The 15933-nt window shown below is 72.3% G+C and carries 15 protein-coding genes; 13 read left to right on the top strand and 2 right to left on the bottom strand.

The features are described from left to right. Positions 1-77 precede the first annotated feature (77 nt). The 12 genes from QFZ62_RS05220 (at position 78) to QFZ62_RS05165 (ending at position 13118) form a co-directional block, all read left to right on the top strand. Positions 78-3092 carry a Na+/H+ antiporter subunit A gene (locus QFZ62_RS05220; RefSeq protein ID WP_307502585.1) on the top strand — a complete coding sequence of 1005 codons (3015 nt, stop codon included), beginning with the start codon at positions 78-80 and terminating at the stop codon, positions 3090-3092. Continuing rightward, positions 3089-3664 (top strand): Na(+)/H(+) antiporter subunit C, encoded by a 576-nt coding sequence (locus QFZ62_RS05215; RefSeq protein ID WP_307502583.1) that lies wholly within the window; start codon positions 3089-3091, stop codon positions 3662-3664. Before QFZ62_RS05220 ends, QFZ62_RS05215 begins: the two co-directional genes overlap by 4 nt. Continuing rightward, on the top strand, positions 3661-5253 hold the full coding sequence (locus tag QFZ62_RS05210) for a Na+/H+ antiporter subunit D (protein WP_307502581.1): 1593 nt from the start codon (positions 3661-3663) through the stop codon (positions 5251-5253). Before QFZ62_RS05215 ends, QFZ62_RS05210 begins: the two co-directional genes overlap by 4 nt. Further along, positions 5250-5924, top strand: a complete 675-nt coding sequence (locus tag QFZ62_RS05205) for a Na+/H+ antiporter subunit E (RefSeq protein WP_307502578.1) — start codon at positions 5250-5252, stop codon at positions 5922-5924. Before QFZ62_RS05210 ends, QFZ62_RS05205 begins: the two co-directional genes overlap by 4 nt. Continuing rightward, positions 5921-6196 (top strand): monovalent cation/H+ antiporter complex subunit F, encoded by a 276-nt coding sequence (locus QFZ62_RS05200; RefSeq protein ID WP_043670558.1) that lies wholly within the window; start codon positions 5921-5923, stop codon positions 6194-6196. Before QFZ62_RS05205 ends, QFZ62_RS05200 begins: the two co-directional genes overlap by 4 nt. Beyond that, on the top strand, positions 6193-6762 hold the full coding sequence (gene mnhG / locus QFZ62_RS05195) for a monovalent cation/H(+) antiporter subunit G (RefSeq protein WP_307502572.1): 570 nt from the start codon (positions 6193-6195) through the stop codon (positions 6760-6762). The genes QFZ62_RS05200 and mnhG overlap by 4 nt, the downstream gene beginning before the upstream one ends. Positions 6763-6856: 94 nt before the next feature. Continuing rightward, entirely contained in the window at positions 6857-8551 is a 1695-nt protein-coding gene (gene ilvD / locus QFZ62_RS05190; protein WP_307502569.1) for a dihydroxy-acid dehydratase, read from the top strand. Positions 8552-8622: 71 nt separating this feature from the next. Then, positions 8623-10431 carry an acetolactate synthase large subunit gene (locus QFZ62_RS05185; protein ID WP_307502566.1) on the top strand — a complete coding sequence of 603 codons (1809 nt, stop codon included), beginning with the start codon at positions 8623-8625 and terminating at the stop codon, positions 10429-10431. After that, the gene (gene ilvN, locus QFZ62_RS05180; RefSeq protein WP_012037781.1) at positions 10428-10937 is read left to right on the top strand and encodes an acetolactate synthase small subunit; all 510 of its coding nucleotides are present in this window, start codon (positions 10428-10430) and stop codon (positions 10935-10937) included. The genes QFZ62_RS05185 and ilvN overlap by 4 nt, the downstream gene beginning before the upstream one ends. A gap of 151 nt (positions 10938-11088) precedes the next feature. Next, positions 11089-12114: a ketol-acid reductoisomerase gene (ilvC, locus tag QFZ62_RS05175; protein ID WP_307502563.1), complete on the top strand. Its 1026-nt coding sequence runs from the start codon at positions 11089-11091 to the stop codon at positions 12112-12114. A gap of 147 nt (positions 12115-12261) precedes the next feature. Further along, complete coding sequence (locus tag QFZ62_RS05170; RefSeq protein WP_307502560.1) at positions 12262-12753, top strand: hypothetical protein; 492 nt, start codon at positions 12262-12264, stop codon at positions 12751-12753. After that, positions 12750-13118, top strand: a complete 369-nt coding sequence (locus tag QFZ62_RS05165; RefSeq protein ID WP_307502559.1) for a hypothetical protein — start codon at positions 12750-12752, stop codon at positions 13116-13118. The genes QFZ62_RS05170 and QFZ62_RS05165 overlap by 4 nt, the downstream gene beginning before the upstream one ends. 10 nt (positions 13119-13128) lie before the next feature. On the opposite strand, the gene QFZ62_RS05160 is transcribed toward QFZ62_RS05165, so the two are convergent. Beyond that, positions 13129-13530 (bottom strand): DoxX family membrane protein, encoded by a 402-nt coding sequence (locus QFZ62_RS05160; protein WP_307502557.1) that lies wholly within the window; start codon positions 13528-13530, stop codon positions 13129-13131. A 62-nt stretch (positions 13531-13592) separates the two neighbouring features. Here QFZ62_RS05160 and serA point away from each other — a divergent pair, with 62 nt between their 5' ends. Then, the gene (serA, locus tag QFZ62_RS05155; RefSeq protein WP_307502554.1) at positions 13593-15182 is read left to right on the top strand and encodes a phosphoglycerate dehydrogenase; all 1590 of its coding nucleotides are present in this window, start codon (positions 13593-13595) and stop codon (positions 15180-15182) included. A 69-nt stretch (positions 15183-15251) separates the two neighbouring features. Here serA and QFZ62_RS05150 read toward each other — a convergent pair whose 3' ends face one another. Then, positions 15252-15854 carry a TetR/AcrR family transcriptional regulator gene (locus QFZ62_RS05150; RefSeq protein WP_307502551.1) on the bottom strand — a complete coding sequence of 201 codons (603 nt, stop codon included), beginning with the start codon at positions 15852-15854 and terminating at the stop codon, positions 15252-15254. Between the last annotated feature and the right edge of the window lie 79 nt (positions 15855-15933).

Here is a 15933-nt window from a genome sequence, read left to right as displayed (position 1 = left end):
CCGACGCCCCGCCCGGACCTCTCAGGGAGGGCCCAGGTAGACTGGGGGGATAGCCGACTCGCGAGAGGAGACCGCACGTGATCGTCCTCCTCGCGGTGTTCCTGGTCGCCTCCGTCGTCCTCCCGCTCCTCGCCCGGGTCATGGGCGTCCGCGCGTTCGTGGTCGCCGCCCTCGTGCCCGCCGCGGCCTTCGCGTACACGGTCGCGCAGGGGCCGGCCGTGCTGCCCGACGGCGAGGTCGTCGAGCGCCTCGAGTGGATCCCGTCGCTCGGCATCACCCTCGACATGCGCATGGACGCCCTGTCCTGGATCCTGTCGCTCGTCGTCACGGGCGTCGGCGCCCTCGTCCTCCTCTACTGCGCGCGCTACTTCCGCTCCAGCGAGGAGGGGCTCGGCCGGTTCGCGGGCCTGCTGCTCGCCTTCGCGGGCGTCATGTACGGCCTCGTCCTCGCCGACGACGTGTTCGTCCTCTTCACCTTCTGGGAGGCCACGAGCGTCCTCTCGTACCTGCTGATCGGCCACTACACGGGTCGGAAGGCCAGCCGCGGCGCCGCGCTGCAGGCTCTCCTCGTCACGACGGCGGGCGGGCTGGCGATGCTGGTCGGCCTCGTGATCCTCGCGGCGGCGGGCGGCACGACGAGCCTCGCCGCGCTCGTGGCGGACCCGCCCGGCGGCCCGCTCATCCCCGTCGCGGTCGTCCTGGTCCTCCTCGGCGCGCTCTCGAAGTCCGCCCTCGTCCCCTTCCACTTCTGGCTGCCGGCCGCCATGGCCGCGCCGACCCCGGTGAGCGCGTACCTGCACGCCGCAGCGATGGTGAAGGCCGGCATCTACCTCATCGCCCGCCTCGCGCCCGGCTACGCGGACGTGCCCGGGTGGCGCGTGCTCCTCGTCTCCCTCGGCGTCGCGACGATGCTCGTGGGCGGCTGGCGCGCGCTCAAGCAGATGGACCTGAAGCTCGTCCTCGCCTACGGGACGGTGAGCCAGCTCGGGTTCCTGACCGTCGTCGTCGGCTACGGCACGCGCGACGCCGCGCTCGCGGGCGTCGCGCTCCTCCTCGCGCACGCGCTCTTCAAGGCGACGCTCTTCCTCGTGGTCGGCGTCGTGGACCACCGGGCGGGCACGCGCGACCTCCGCAAGATCAGCGGACTCGGGCGGAAGGCGCCCGTGCTCGCGGTCATCACGGCCCTGGCGCTCGCGTCGATGGCGGGCCTGCCGCCCTTCCTCGGCTTCGTGGCCAAGGAGGCCGTGCTGTCGGCTCTGCTCCTCGACGCCGAGCTCGGCGGGGGACTCGGCTGGGTCGCGCTCGTCGGCGTCTCGCTCGGCTCGTGCCTCACCGTCGCCTACAGCGCCCGCTTCATGTGGGGCGCCTTCGCCCGCAAGCGCGGCGTGGACGAGGTCCAGCCCGTGCACGAGCACCTCGACTTCCTCGTGCCGCCGGCCGTGCTGGCCGCCGCCGGCCTCGTGCTCGGGTTCCTCGCGTCGAGCGTCGACGGCTGGATCGCCGGCTACGCCGACACCCTCCCGGCCGTGAGCTCCGGGGCCTCGGGCGAGCCGGACCACACGTACCACCTCGCGCTCTGGCACGGCCTGGAGCCCGCACTGCTCATCTCCGCCGGCACGCTCGTCGTCGGCCTCGCCCTGTTCCGCCTCCGCGAGGGGGTCTTCGCGCTGCAGTCGCGGGTCCCGGCCTGGATCGACGCGGCCCGCATCTACTGGGCGTCCATGCGCCTCATCGACCGGGTCGCGGCGCGCACCACGGCCACCACGCAGCGCGGCTCGCTGCCGTTCTACCTCGGCGTGATCCTGCTCGTGCTCATCGGCTCGGTGGGGTCCGCGCTCGCGCTCAACCGCTCGTGGCCCACCACCGCCGTGCCCTTCGACCACCCCGCGCAGCCCGTGATCGGCGTCGTGATGATCGTGGCCGCCGCGGCCGCCGCCCGCGCCGGCAAGCGCTTCCAGGCCGTCGTGCTCGTGGGCGTCACCGGCTACGGCATGGCCGCCCTCTTCGCCCTGCACGGCGCGCCCGACCTCGCGCTCACCCAGGTCCTCATCGAGACGATCACGCTGGTCGCCTTCGTCCTGGTGCTCCGCCGCCTGCCCGTGCGGCTGGGGGAGCGGAACCGCTCGGTGCACCCGGTGTGGCGCGCGGCCATCGGGATCGCGGTCGCGGCCCTCATGTCCACCGTCGCGGTCGTCGCCCTCGGGGCCCGGGTCGCGGATCCCATCTCCCTGGAGTTCCCGCGCCTCGCCTACGAGCAGGGCCATGGCAGCAACGTCGTCAACGTCACGCTCGTGGACCTCCGCGGCTGGGACACCATGGGCGAGATCTCGGTGCTCATCGTCGCGGCCACGGGCGTCGCGAGCCTCATCTTCCTCAACCGCCGCACGGACAACCTGCCGCGCCTCACCGCGCCGTCGCGACGCAGCCTCCTCGCGCGGCTGTCCGGGCGACGCGCGCCGTCGGACGCCTCGGCCGGCGCTGCGCTCGAAGTCGAGCACGGCCTCGACGGGCCGCGCATGGACGCGCGCGAGGCCATCAAGGACGCCCGTCGCGAGGAGCGCAGCCCCTGGCTCCTCGCCGGCCGCACGCTCGCGCCGCAGAACCGCTCGATCCTCCTCGAGGTCGTGGTCCGGCTCCTCTTCCACAGCCTCATCGTCGTGTCCGTCTACCTGCTGTTCGCCGGCCACAACCTGCCGGGCGGCGGCTTCGCGGGCGGCCTCCTCGCGGGCATGGCCCTCGTCGCGCGCTACCTCGCCGGCGGGCGCTACGAGCTCGGCGCCGCGGCCCCGGTGGACGCGGGACGGGTGCTCGGCACGGGCCTCGTCTTCGCGGTCGGCACGGCGGCGCTGCCGCTGGTGATCGGCGCCGACGCGCTGACCTCCACGTGGATCGACACCGAGGTCCCGTTCCTGGGGCACGTCGAGTTCGTCACCAGCACCTTCTTCGACGTCGGCGTCTACCTCGTAGTCGTCGGCCTGACGCTCGATGTCCTGCGGAGCCTCGGCGCCGAGGTCGACCGCCAGGAGGAGAGCGACCGCACGGTCGAGCAGGAGGCGGACGGCATGGAGACCGAGCAGGGGGTGCGCGTATGAGCGTCTCCCTCACCCTCATCGTGATCATGGCCTCGCTGTACGCGACGGGCATCTACCTCATGCTCGAACGCAGCATGACGCGCGTGCTCCTCGGGTTCCTGCTCGTCGGCAACGCCACCAACATCCTCATCCTCATCATGTCCGGGCGCGTGGGCCTCGCCCCCATCTACGACCCGGACGTCGACCCGTCGGAGTACGCCGACCCGCTGCCGCAGGCGCTCATCCTCACGGCCATCGTGATCACCTTCGGCGTCTCCGCCTTCCTCATGGCCCTCATCTACCGCTCCTGGCGCCTGGCGAACGCCGACGTCGTCACGGACGACGAGGACGACCTCGCGATGCGCGGCCCCCGCACGGGCCTCGGCGAGGAGCCGACCGTCCCCGACGACGACGACACCGAGTTCGGCACCAACGCCGAGGCCGCGATCGCCTCCGCCCGGAAGCTCCGCGACAACCGCTCCGACCTGGAGGAGGCCATCGACGACTCGGCCGACGACGACGACGACCGCGACTTCCGCACGAGGCGCGCCGAGCAGGGGAACGCCGAGCAGGGGAAGGAGGACGACCGGTGACGATCTTCCAGTCCCTCATCCCGCTCGTCGTGCTCGTGCCGCTCCTCGGCGCGGCCGCCGCGCTCGTGGCCGCGCGCCAGCGTCGCCTGCAGGTCGCCGTCTCGGTGCTGGCGCTCGTCATCGTGGTCGCGATCAGCGCCGTGCTGCTCGTGCTGGTGGACCAGCAGGGCGGCCAGTCCGTCGAGGTCGGCGGGTGGGCGGCGCCGTTCGGCATCGTCCTCGTCGTCGACCGGCTGTCGGCCCTCATGCTGCTGATCTCGTCGATCGTGCTGCTCGCGGTCCTCATGTTCTCGATCGGCCAGGGCCTCGAGGACGGCGACGGCGAGACGCCCGTGTCGATCTTCAACCCGACGTACCTGATCCTCGCGGCCGGCGTCTTCAACGCCTTCGTCGCGGGCGACCTCTTCAACCTCTACGTCGGGTTCGAGATCCTCCTCGTGGCGAGCTACGTGCTGCTGACCCTCGGCGGCACCGAGGCGCGCATCCGCGCGGGGGTCACATACATCGTCGTGAGCCTCGTCTCGTCGATGCTGTTCCTCGCGTCCATCGCCATGATCTACGGCGCGCTCGGCACCGTGAACATCGCGCAGATCTCGGTGCGGCTCGACGAGATCCCGCCGGACGTGCAGCTGATCCTGCACATCATGCTGCTCGTCGCGTTCGGCATCAAGGCGGCCGTCTTCCCGCTGTCGTTCTGGCTGCCGGACTCCTACCCGACGGCGCCCGCGCCCGTCACCGCGGTGTTCGCGGGGCTCCTCACCAAGGTCGGCGTCTACGCGATCCTCCGCACCGAGACGGTCATGTTCCCGACCGACCAGCTGTCCACGGCGCTCATGGTGGTGGCGGCGCTCACGATGGTGATCGGCATCCTCGGCGCGGTCGCGCAGGCCGACATCAAGCGGCTGCTGTCGTTCACGCTCGTCAGCCACATCGGCTACATGGTCTTCGGCATCGCGCTCAACACCGTGGCCGGCATGACGGCGACCATCTACTACGTGATCCACCACATCGTGGTGCAGACGACGCTCTTCCTCGCCTCCGGGCTCATCGAGCGCACGGGCGGCAGCACCTCGATCAACCGGCTGGGCGGGCTGCTGAAGGCCGCGCCGGTCATGGCGATCCTCTTCTTCATCCCCGCGCTCAACCTCGGCGGCATCCCGCCCTTCTCCGGCTTCATCGGCAAGGTCGCGCTGTTCGGCGCGGGCGCCGAGGTCGGCGGCTGGCTCACCTACGCCGTCATCGCGGCGGGCGCGGCCACGAGCCTCCTCACGCTCTACGCCCTCGCGCGCGTCTGGAACATGGCGTTCTGGCGCGGTGCCGAGGAGGTCGAGGACTACGAGTCGCCCCTGCTCGACCAGCTCTCCGAGCGCCCGGGCGGCGAGGCCACCACGACCGTGCGGAAGACGCCCGTGCTCATGACCGGCGCGACGGCCGGCATGGTGGTGGTCAGCGTGGCGCTCACGGTGTTCGCGGGTCCCGTCTACGCCCTCTCGGAGCGCGCGGGCGAGAGCCTCACGGGCCCCGGGTCCGGCGTCGGCTCCGGCGAGCAGGGCTACGTGGAGACCGTGTTCCCGGGAGGCGTCCGGTGAGCCCGCGCCGCGCCCGCGCCCGGGCGGAGCGCCTGTCCCTGCTGGTGCAGCTGCCGCTCCTCGTCTGGCTCGTGATCCTCTGGCTCCTCCTCTGGGGCCACGTCACGGTCATCTCGGTGCTCACCGGCGTCGTGCTCGCGCTGCTCGTGACGCGCGTCTTCTACCTGCCGCCCGTGGAGCTGTCGGGCCGGTTCGACATCCGGTGGGCGGCGATCCTCCTCGCGCACTTCGCGGTCGACCTCGTCCGCGCGTCGTACCAGGTGGCGGTGCAGGCGTTCGACTGGCGCGGGGTCCCGGTCAACTCGGTCATCGCGGTGCACCTGCACACGCGCAGCGACTTCGTCATGACCCTCACGGCCGAGCTCGTCTCGCTCGTCCCCGGCTCGATCGTGGTCGAGGCCGACCGCGAGCGCTCGATCCTGTACCTGCACGCGCTCGGCACGTCCACGCCGGAGCAGGTGGAGCACGTCCGGCAGGCGACGCTGCAGGTGGAGAGCCGGATCGTCTTCACGCTCGGCACCGCCGACGACATCTGGCGCGTCAACCGCGAGCGCCGCGAGTCCGGCCGGGAGCCGCTCCTGCAGAGCCGGAAGCAGCGCGCGCACGAGCTGATGCGCGACCGCGACCTCGAGGCCGGTCTCATCTCGACCACGGGGGAGGAGCTCGCGTGAGCATCGTCATGCAGGTCGGCTACGTCATCGTCGGCGCGCTGTTCTTCTCGGCCGCCGCGATGGCGCTCGTGCGCATCGTGCGCGGCCCGAGCATCCTCGACCGGATCATCGCGTCCGACGTGCTGCTCACCACCCTCATCTGCGTGCTCGGCGCCGAGATGATCCACAACGGGCACACCCGCACGGTCCCGGTGATGCTCGTGCTCGCCATGACGGCGTTCCTCGCGACCGTGGCCGTCGCCCGCTACGTCTCGAAGCAGGACCCCTCGTGAACGGCGTGCTCGCGTCCGGCCCCCTGGCCGACGCCCTCGACCTCGTGAGCCTCGTGCTCCTGATCCTCGGCGGCGTGCTCTCGGTCGCCGCGGGCGTCGGCCTCCTCCGCTTCCCGGACCCGCTGGCGCGCATGCACGCCGCGACCAAGCCGCAGATCCTCGGCGTGATCCTCGTCCTCCTCGCGCTCGCCCTCCAGTCGCAGAGCCTCAGCACCGCGGCGATCCTCGTGCCCGTCCTCCTGTTCCAGATGCTCACGGCCCCGATCTCCGCCCACATGGTCGGCCGCGCCGGCTACCGGCTCCGCCACTTCCTGCGCGAGGACCTCCTCGTCGACGAGCTCGAGGAGGCCATCGACCGCGCCCACGACGAGCTGCGGGCGGCCGACGAGGTCGACGCGTCCTCGCTCCCCGTCGGGTCCGCGGAGAACATCGCGGCGGAGGAGGCCGGCCACGTCGCCGGCGGCGCCGGGCCGCGCGACGCCGAGACGCACCTCACCGCGCCCGTGGCCGAGGACCCGCACGCGGACGACCGCGGCGAGGGCCGGCTGCCCCCGGGCGTCGGCTGATCCGCACCGCCGCCGACCCGTGCGGCGGCTCATCCGGCCCGTGCGCCCGGCGGCGGACGCCGGACTGCTCCCTCCGAGGACCTAAACTCGTGCCATGCCTGAGATAGACATGAAGCCCCGGAGCCGCGACGTCACGGACGGGATCGAGGCCACCGCGGCGCGCGGCATGCTCCGCGCCGTCGGCATGGGCGACGAGGACTGGGTGAAGCCCCAGATCGGCGTCGCCAGCTCCTGGAGCGAGGTCACCCCCTGCAACCTGAGCCTCGACCGCCTCGCGCAGGCGTCGAAGGAGGGCGTGCACGCGGGCGGCGGCTACCCGCTGCAGTTCGGCACCATCTCCGTCAGCGACGGCATCTCCATGGGCCACGAGGGCATGCACTTCTCGCTCGTCTCCCGCGAGGTCATCGCCGACAGCGTCGAGACGGTCATGATGGCTGAGCGCCTCGACGGGTCCGTCCTCCTCGCCGGCTGCGACAAGTCGCTGCCCGGCATGCTCATGGCGGCCGCCCGGCTCGACCTCTCCTCCGTCTTCCTCTACGCGGGATCCATCGCGCCCGGCTGGGTCAAGCTCTCGGACGGCACCGAGAAGGAGGTCACGATCATCGACGCCTTCGAGGCCGTCGGCGCGTGCAAGGCCGGCACGATGAGCCAGGAGGACCTCACCCGCATCGAGAAGGCCATCTGCCCGGGCGAGGGCGCCTGCGGCGGCATGTACACGGCGAACACCATGGCGAGCGTCGCCGAGGCCCTCGGCATGAGCCTCCCCGGATCCGCGGCCCCGCCGAGCGCCGACCGCCGCCGCGACTACTTCGCGCACCGCTCCGGTGAGGCCGTCGTCAACCTCATCGCGAAGGGCATCACCGCGCGCGACATCATGACCAAGGAGGCGTTCGAGAACGCCATCTCCGTCGTCATGGCGTTCGGCGGATCCACCAACGCGGTCCTCCACCTCCTCGCCATCGCGCGCGAGGCCGAGGTCGACCTGCAGCTCTCCGACTTCAACCGCATCGCCGACCGCGTGCCGCACCTCGGCGACCTCAAGCCGTTCGGCCGCTTCGTCATGAACGACGTCGACCGCGTCGGCGGCGTCCCCGTCGTCATGAAGGCGCTGCTCGACGCGGGCCTCCTGCACGGCGACGTCATGACGGTCACCGGCCGCACCATGCGCGAGAACCTCGAGTCGATGGACCTCGCGGACCTCGACGGCACGGTCATCCGGAAGATGGACGACCCGATCCACGCGACGGGCGGCATCAGCGTGCTGCACGGCTCGCTCGCCCCCGAGGGCGCGGTCGTCAAGACCGCCGGCTTCGACCTCGACGTGTTCGAGGGCCCCGCCCGCGTCTTCGAGCGCGAGCGCGCCGCGATGGACGCGCTCACCGAGGGCCGCATCTCCGCGGGCGACGTGGTGGTCATCCGCTACGAGGGCCCGAAGGGCGGCCCCGGCATGCGCGAGATGCTCGCCATCACCGGCGCCATCAAGGGCGCTGGCCTCGGCAAGGATGTACTACTCTTGACGGACGGTCGATTCTCAGGCGGCACAACCGGACTGTGCATCGGCCACATGGCTCCCGAAGCGGTGGACGCAGGTCCCGTCGCCTTCGTGCGCGATGGAGACCGGATCCGCGTCGACATCGCCGCTCGCACGCTCGACCTACTGGTCGACGAGGCCGAGCTCGCCGCCCGCCGTGAGGGGTGGGCACCTCTCCCGCCGCGCTACACGCGCGGAGTCCTCGCCAAGTACGCCAAGCTCGTGCACTCGGCCGCCGAGGGCGCGATCACGGGATGACCCCCTCCTCACCTTCCGCACCCTCTTCCAGGAATCGCGCACCCATGCCAGCTCTGCCCACCCCGCCCCCCATGCCGCAGGCCCCGACCGCCCACCAGGGCGACGAGATCCTCACGGGAGCCGAGGCCGTCGTCCGCACGCTCGAGCTCCTCGGGGTCGACGACATCTTCGGCCTGCCGGGCGGCGCCATCCTCCCGACCTACGACCCGCTCATGGACTCGACGAAGCTGCGCCACATCCTCGTCCGCCACGAGCAGGGCGCCGGCCACGCCGCCGAGGGCTACGCGTCCTCGAGCGGACGCACCGGCGTCTGCATCGCCACGTCCGGCCCCGGCGCCACGAACCTCGTGACCGCCATCGCCGACGCCTACATGGACTCGGTGCCGCTCCTCGCCATCACCGGCCAGGTCTTCTCGACCCTCATGGGCACGGACGCGTTCCAGGAGGCCGACATCGTGGGCATCACGATGCCCATCACGAAGCACAGCTTCCTGGTCACGAAGCCCGAGGACATCCCGTCCACGATCGCGGCGGCGTACCACATCGCCTCCACGGGGCGCCCGGGTCCGGTCCTCGTCGACATCACCAAGGACGCCCAGCAGCTCGAGGCGCCGTTCCACTGGCCGCCGAAGATCGACCTGCCCGGCTACCGTCCCGTCGTCAAGGCGCACGGCAAGCAGATCCAGGCCGCGGCGCAGCTGCTGGTCGAGGCGAAGAAGCCCGTCCTCTACGTCGGCGGCGGCGTGATCCGCGCGAAGGCGCACGAGGAGCTCCTCGCGCTGGCCGAGGCCGTCGGCGCGCCCGTCGTCACCACGCTCATGGCACGCGGCGCGTTCCCCGACTCGCACCGCCAGCAGCTCGGCATGCCCGGCATGCACGGCACGGTGCCCGCGGTGCTCGCGCTCCAGGAGGCCGACCTGCTCGTGTCCCTCGGCGCGCGCTTCGACGACCGCGTGACCGGCAAGGCGTCGCTGTTCGCGCCGCACGCCAAGGTGGTCCACGTCGACGTCGACCCGGCCGAGATCTCCAAGATCCGCATCGCGGACGTCCCGATCGTGGGCGACGCGAAGGACGTCATCGCCGACCTCGTGGTCGCGTTCCGCGACGCGAAGGCGGCCTCCTCGGTCGAGCAGGACATCGCCGACTGGTGGACGTACCTCGACGGGCTCCGCGAGGAGTTCCCGCTCGGCTACACCCCGCCGGCCGACGGCCAGCTCGCGCCGCAGTACGTCATCCAGCGCATCGGCGAGATCACGGGTCCGGAGGGCGTCTTCGCATCCGGCGTCGGCCAGCACCAGATGTGGGCCGCGCAGTTCATCAAGTACGAGCGCCCGAACTCCTGGCTCAACTCCGGCGGCGCGGGCACCATGGGCTACTCGGTGCCCGCCGCGATGGGCGCCAAGGTCGCCCAGCCCGACCGCCACGTCTGGGCGATCGACGGCGACGGCTGCTTCCAGATGACCAACCAGGAGCTCGCCACCTGCACGATCAACGACATCCCGATCAAGGTCGCGATCATCAACAACTCGTCGCTCGGCATGGTGCGCCAGTGGCAGACCCTCTTCTACGAGGGCCGCTACTCCAACACCGACCTGAACACGGGCGGCGGGTCCCGCATGGTGCCCGACTTCGTGAAGATGGCCGACGCCTACGGCGCCCTCGGGATCCGCGTGACGAAGCCCGAGGAGGTGGACGACGCGATCCGCCTGGCGCTCGCGACCAACGACCGCCCCGTCGTGATCGACTTCGTGGTCAGCCGCGACGCGATGGTGTGGCCGATGGTGCCGCAGGGCCTCAGCAACAGCGCGGTCCAGTACGCCCGCGACCACGCCCCCAGCTGGGACGACGACCTCGCCGAGACCGGACGGACCGAGAAGTGAGCCACATCCTGAGCCTCCTGGTGGAGGACAAGCCGGGCCTCCTCACGCGCGTGGCGGGGCTGTTCGCCCGCCGCGGGTTCAACATCGAGTCGCTCGCCGTCGGCGCGAGCGAGATCGAGGGGCTGTCGCGCATCACCGTCGTCGTCGACGTGGAGGCGCTGCCGCTCGAGCAGGTGACGAAGCAGCTGAACAAGCTCATCAACGTCATCAAGATCGTGGAGCTCGATCCCGGCCAGGCGGTCGAGCGCGAGCACCTCCTCGTGAAGGTGCGCGTCGACAACACGACCCGATCGCAGGTGCTCGAGGCCGTGAACCTCTTCCGCGCGCGCGTGGTCGACGTGGCCACCGACGCCCTCATCATCGAGGTCACCGGCGACTCGGGGAAGGTCCAGGCCCTCCTCCGCGTGCTCGAGCCCTTCGGCATCAAGGAGCTCGCGCAGTCGGGGCTCCTCGCCATGGGGCGCGGCTCGAAGTCCATCACCGACCGCGTCTTCCGCACCGCCTAGGACCACCCGGGGCGCGCGGGCCAGTCGACAGGCTCCCCGCGCGCCGCACGCACCGCACGATCCACGACCCACGCCCCGCGCGAGCGCGGCGCCTCGGCACGACCGCCCCTCGCCCTTCCCGCGGGGACGACAGAACAAGGAGATCCATCACGTGACTGACATCGTCTACGACAAGGACGCCGACCTCTCGCTCATCCAGGGTCGCAAGGTCGCCGTCATCGGCTACGGCTCGCAGGGCCACGCGCACGCGCTGAACCTCCGCGACTCCGGCGTCGAGGTCGTCATCGGCCTCAAGGAGGGCTCGCCCAGCCGCGCCAAGGCCGAGGAGCAGGGCTTCACCGTGCACACGCCGGCCGAGGCGTCCGCGTGGGCCGACGTCATCGTCATCCTCGCGCCCGACCAGCACCAGCGCGGCCTCTACGCCGACAGCGTCCGCGACAACCTCACCGAGGGCAAGACGCTCGTCTTCGCGCACGGCTTCAACATCCGCTTCGGCTACATCGAGGCGCCCGAGGGCGTCGACGTCGTCCTCGTCGCCCCCAAGGGCCCGGGCCACACGGTCCGCCGCGAGTTCGAGGCCGGCCGCGGCGTCCCCGTCATCGTCGCCGTCGAGGTCGACGCGACCGGCAAGGCGTGGGACCTCGCCTGGTCGTACGCCAAGGGCATCGGCGGCCTCCGCGCCGGCGGCATCCGCACCACCTTCACCGAGGAGACCGAGACCGACCTGTTCGGCGAGCAGGCCGTGCTCTGCGGCGGCACCTCGCAGCTGGTCCAGTACGGCTTCGAGACGCTGATCGAGGCGGGCTACCAGCCGCAGATCGCCTACTTCGAGGTCCTGCACGAGCTGAAGCTCATCGTCGACCTGATGTGGGAGGGCGGCATCGCGAAGCAGCGCTGGAGCATCTCCGACACCGCCGAGTACGGCGACTACGTCTCCGGCCCGCGCGTCATCTCGCCGGACGTCAAGGAGAACATGAAGGCCGTCCTCGCCGACATCCAGTCCGGCGCGTTCGCCAAGCGCTTCATCGAGGACCAGGACGCCGGCGCGCCCGAGTTCCTCGCGCTCCGCAAGAAGGGCGAGGAGCACCCGATCGAGTCGACCGGTCGCGAGCTGCGCAAGCTCTTCGCGTGGAACAAGGCCGACGACGACTACACGGACGGCTCGGTCGCCCGCTAGCCGCCGCCCCGCATCACCGGACGCCCGGTCGCCTCGTGCGGCCGGGCGTCCGCGCGTCCGCACGCGGCCGTCTTCGGATCCCGGGCGCCGTATCTCGGACCCGGAGCGCGCGGCGGTCGTCCGGACGCGAGCACGTACCATCGGGGGATGCCCCGCACCCCCGACGACGACGCCCTCAGCTGGGCCGGCGAGGAGGCGGATCCCACCCTCGCCCGCTCGCCCGAGCCCCAGCGCGCGGCACCACGGACCCCGGCCGACGGCACGGGACGCGGATCCGCCCTCGGCGCGACCGCCGCGCGTCGCGCCGGCGCCCCGCGCGAGCGCCTGGTCGACGACGTCCCCGACACGGCCGCGCCCGAGGCGTCTCCCGAGGTCGTGGTGCTCGCCTTCTTCGGCGCCGTCGCGATCCTCGAGGCCATCGCCTGGTTCTTCGTCGTGCGCGACAACCCGTCGAGCGCGGGATCCGCGTTCGCGGTCGCCGTCGCGCAGGCCACCGAGGCGCTCACGGTGCTCGCGCCGCCGCTGTGGCTCGCCGCCGTGGTCGTCGCCGGACGCGGCATGCGCCTCGGCCGCCGGACGGCCGTGCTGGCCGCCGGGGCCGTCGTCCTCTTCCCGTGGCCCTGGCTGGTGACCCGGTGAGCGCCGAGCGCATGGACGCCGCCTCCGTCCCCGGTCGCACCGGCCGCACCGGGCGCGGCCGCCCGACGCGTGCGGGCTGGGTCGTGGGCCTCGTCGGCGCCGTCGCCCACGGGATCCTCGTGTGGCAGGCGGTCGACCAGTACACGGCGTTCCGCGACATCGCCACCGCGTTCGGCGGGGCGCTCCGCCCGGGCACCCTGGCGGCGCTCGTCGCGGCGATCCTCGTGCCCGTCGTCGCGTTCGTCCTCGCGGCGCGCGCCACGCGCGGCCGTCCCGTCGCCGCGCGCGTCCTCGTGATGCTCGCCGGGCTCGCGGCCGCGAGCGCGCTCACGGTCGGCCTCGCCGCCCTGCTGCCGCTGGTCTAGCGGCGCGCGGCTAGAGCGGCCAGCCCGCGAAGAGCACGAGCGCGATCAGCGCGAGCTGCGCCACGAGGCGCGGCACCAGCGGGATCGCGATGCGGCCGAAGCGCTCGGGATGCCGGGCCGCGAAGGCGTTCGCGGGGAACACGGCGACGAGGAACACGGCCAGCGCGATGCCCGCGGCGAGGCGCACGGGCTCGACCAGCAGGCCGATGCCGCCGGCGATCTCGCACACGCCCGTGATCCGCACGAGCGCCAGGGGAGAGGGCACGCCAGGCCGCCGGAACGACGGCGGGATGATCGCCGCCATGGTGCGCGCGGCCCGCGGGACGAAGTGGTTCACGCCCATCCCGATGAACACGAGGGCCAGCAGGATCCGCACGGCGAGCTGGATCGCGCCCCACGTCACATCGCTCATCGCCCCATCATGGGGCCACTAGCATGTGAGGGTCCCAGCCGCCCCCGCCCGAAGGACCGCTCTTGACCAAGCCCGTCGTCGTGATCGCCGAAGAACTCTCGCCCGCCACCGTCGACGCCCTGGGGCCCGACTTCGACGTCCGATCCGTCGACGGCACCGACCGTCCGGCGCTGCTCGCGGCCCTCGCGGATGCGGACGCGGTGCTCGTCCGCTCCGCCACCCGGATCGACGCGGAGGCCATCGCGGCCGCCCCGCGCCTCCAGGTCGTGGCGCGCGCGGGCGTGGGCCTCGACAACGTCGACATCAAGGCCGCGACCACCGCGGGCGTCATGGTCGTCAACGCGCCGACCTCGAACGTCATCTCGGCCGCCGAGCTCGCCATCGGCCACATCCTCTCGCTCGCCCGCTTCATCCCGGACGCGAGCGCGTCGCTCAAGCAGGGCCTGTGGAAGCGGTCGTCCTTCACGGGCGTGGAGCTCTACGAGAAGACCATCGGCATCGTCGGGCTCGGCCGCATCGGCACGCTCGTCGCCCAGCGCCTCGCCGGCTTCGGCGCAACGCTCGTCGCGTACGACCCCTACGTCACGCCGGCCCGCGCGCAGCAGCTCGGCGTGCAGCTCCTCCCGCTCGACGAGCTGATGCGCGTCTCCGACTTCATCACCATCCACATCCCGAAGACGCCCGACACCACGGGCCTCATCTCCACGGAGCAGTTCGCGCTCGCGAAGACGAGCCTGCGCATCGTGAACGCCAGCCGCGGCGGCATCATCGACGAGGACGCGCTCTACACGGCGCTCAAGTCGAAGCGGATCGCCGGCGCCGGGCTCGACGTGTTCGTCAGCGAGCCGCCCACGGGCTCGCCGCTGCTCGGGCTCGACAACATCATCGTCACGCCGCACCTCGGCGCCTCCACGGACGAGGCCCAGGAGAAGGCGGGCGTCTCGGTCGCGCGGAGCGTGCGCCTCGCCCTCGGCGGCGAGCTCGTGCCGGACGCGGTCAACGTCGCCGGCGGCGTCATCGACCCGTACGTGCGCCCCGGCATCCCGCTGATGGAGAAGCTCGGCCAGGTGTTCGCCGGCCTCGCCCACGAGGCGCTCACCAGCATCGACGTGGTCGTCCGCGGCGAGCTCGCCGGCTACGACGTCAGCGTCCTCAAGCTCGCGGCGCTCAAGGGCGTCTTCACGAACGTGGTGAGCGAGAACGTCTCCTACGTCAACGCGCCGCTCCTCGCCGAGCAGCGCGGGCTCGAGGTGCGCCTCATCACGGACGCGGTCTCCGAGGAGTACCGCAACCTCCTCAGCATCCGCGGCGCGCTCTCGGACGGCACGCAGGTGTCGGTCTCGGGCACGCTCACCGGCACGAAGCAGATCGAGAAGCTCGTCGAGATCGACGGGTACGACGTCGAGGTGCCGTTCAGCCGCCACCTCATCGTCATGAAGTACGAGGACCGCCCCGGCATCGTCGCGGTCTACGGCAAGGAGTTCGGCGACGCCCAGGTCAACATCGCCGGCATGCAGATCGCCCGCCAGGAGGCCGGCGGCCGCGCGCTCAGCGTGCTGAGCGTCGACTCGCCCGTCCCCGACGGCGTGCTGGAGAACGTGCGCCTGGCGATCCGGGCCACGTCGCTGCGCGAGATCGACATCGCCGACTGACGCGTCGGCACGCAGCGCCCGGGAGGGCAGTCGCTCCGGCGGCCGCCCTCCTGCGTCGTCCGGGGCGGGTCAGCCGCGCGGTGAGCGGAGCCGCACGAGGTCGTCGACCACGCGGATCAGCGCGTCGAGCGCGTCGTCGGCGGGGGCGGATCCGCCGAGCCACGGCTGCAGCGCCGAGTTGTAGTAGAGGCCGTCGCCGATGAGCAGCACCGCGCGGGCGACGGCCGGGTCGCCGACCGCCTCGAGGATCACCGCCGCCCACTCGTCCTGCAGGTGGGTCAGCGCGTCCCGGGCGCGCGGGTGGTTCCCCTGCGCGAGGCGGGAGGTCGCGACGTAGGCGCGGTCGAAGGGCGTGGCGGTGGAGAGCGAGCCGCGGATCCAGCGGTCGACCGGCCCGCGCTCCGCCTGCCGCAGCCGCTCGACGTCCTCGCGGGCGAAGGCCGCCATGCGCGCGAGCAGCCCGTCGACGAGGGCCTCCTTGCCGCCGAAGTGGTAGAGCAGGCCGCCCTTGGAGACGCCCGCCGCCTGGGCGACCGCCTCGAGGGTCGTCCCGCGCTCGCCCTGCTGCACGAGGAGCTCCTCGAACGCGTCGAGGATGCGGTCGCGGGCGGTGGCGGTCGCACCGGCCGCGGGGGCGTCGGGTGCGGGGAGGTCGGGCGATCCGTCGGGCATGGTCCCAGCGTAGTCGCGGCTTGCCGACTGTACCGACCGGACGGTACAGTGATCTCGGCCGCGCAGGCGGCCCCGTCCG

The organism is Clavibacter sp. B3I6 (assembly GCF_030816895.1).
In the GTDB taxonomy this organism is placed as follows: Bacteria; Actinomycetota; Actinomycetes; order Actinomycetales; family Microbacteriaceae; genus Clavibacter.
This window is presented reverse-complemented; position numbering and strand designations above follow the sequence as displayed.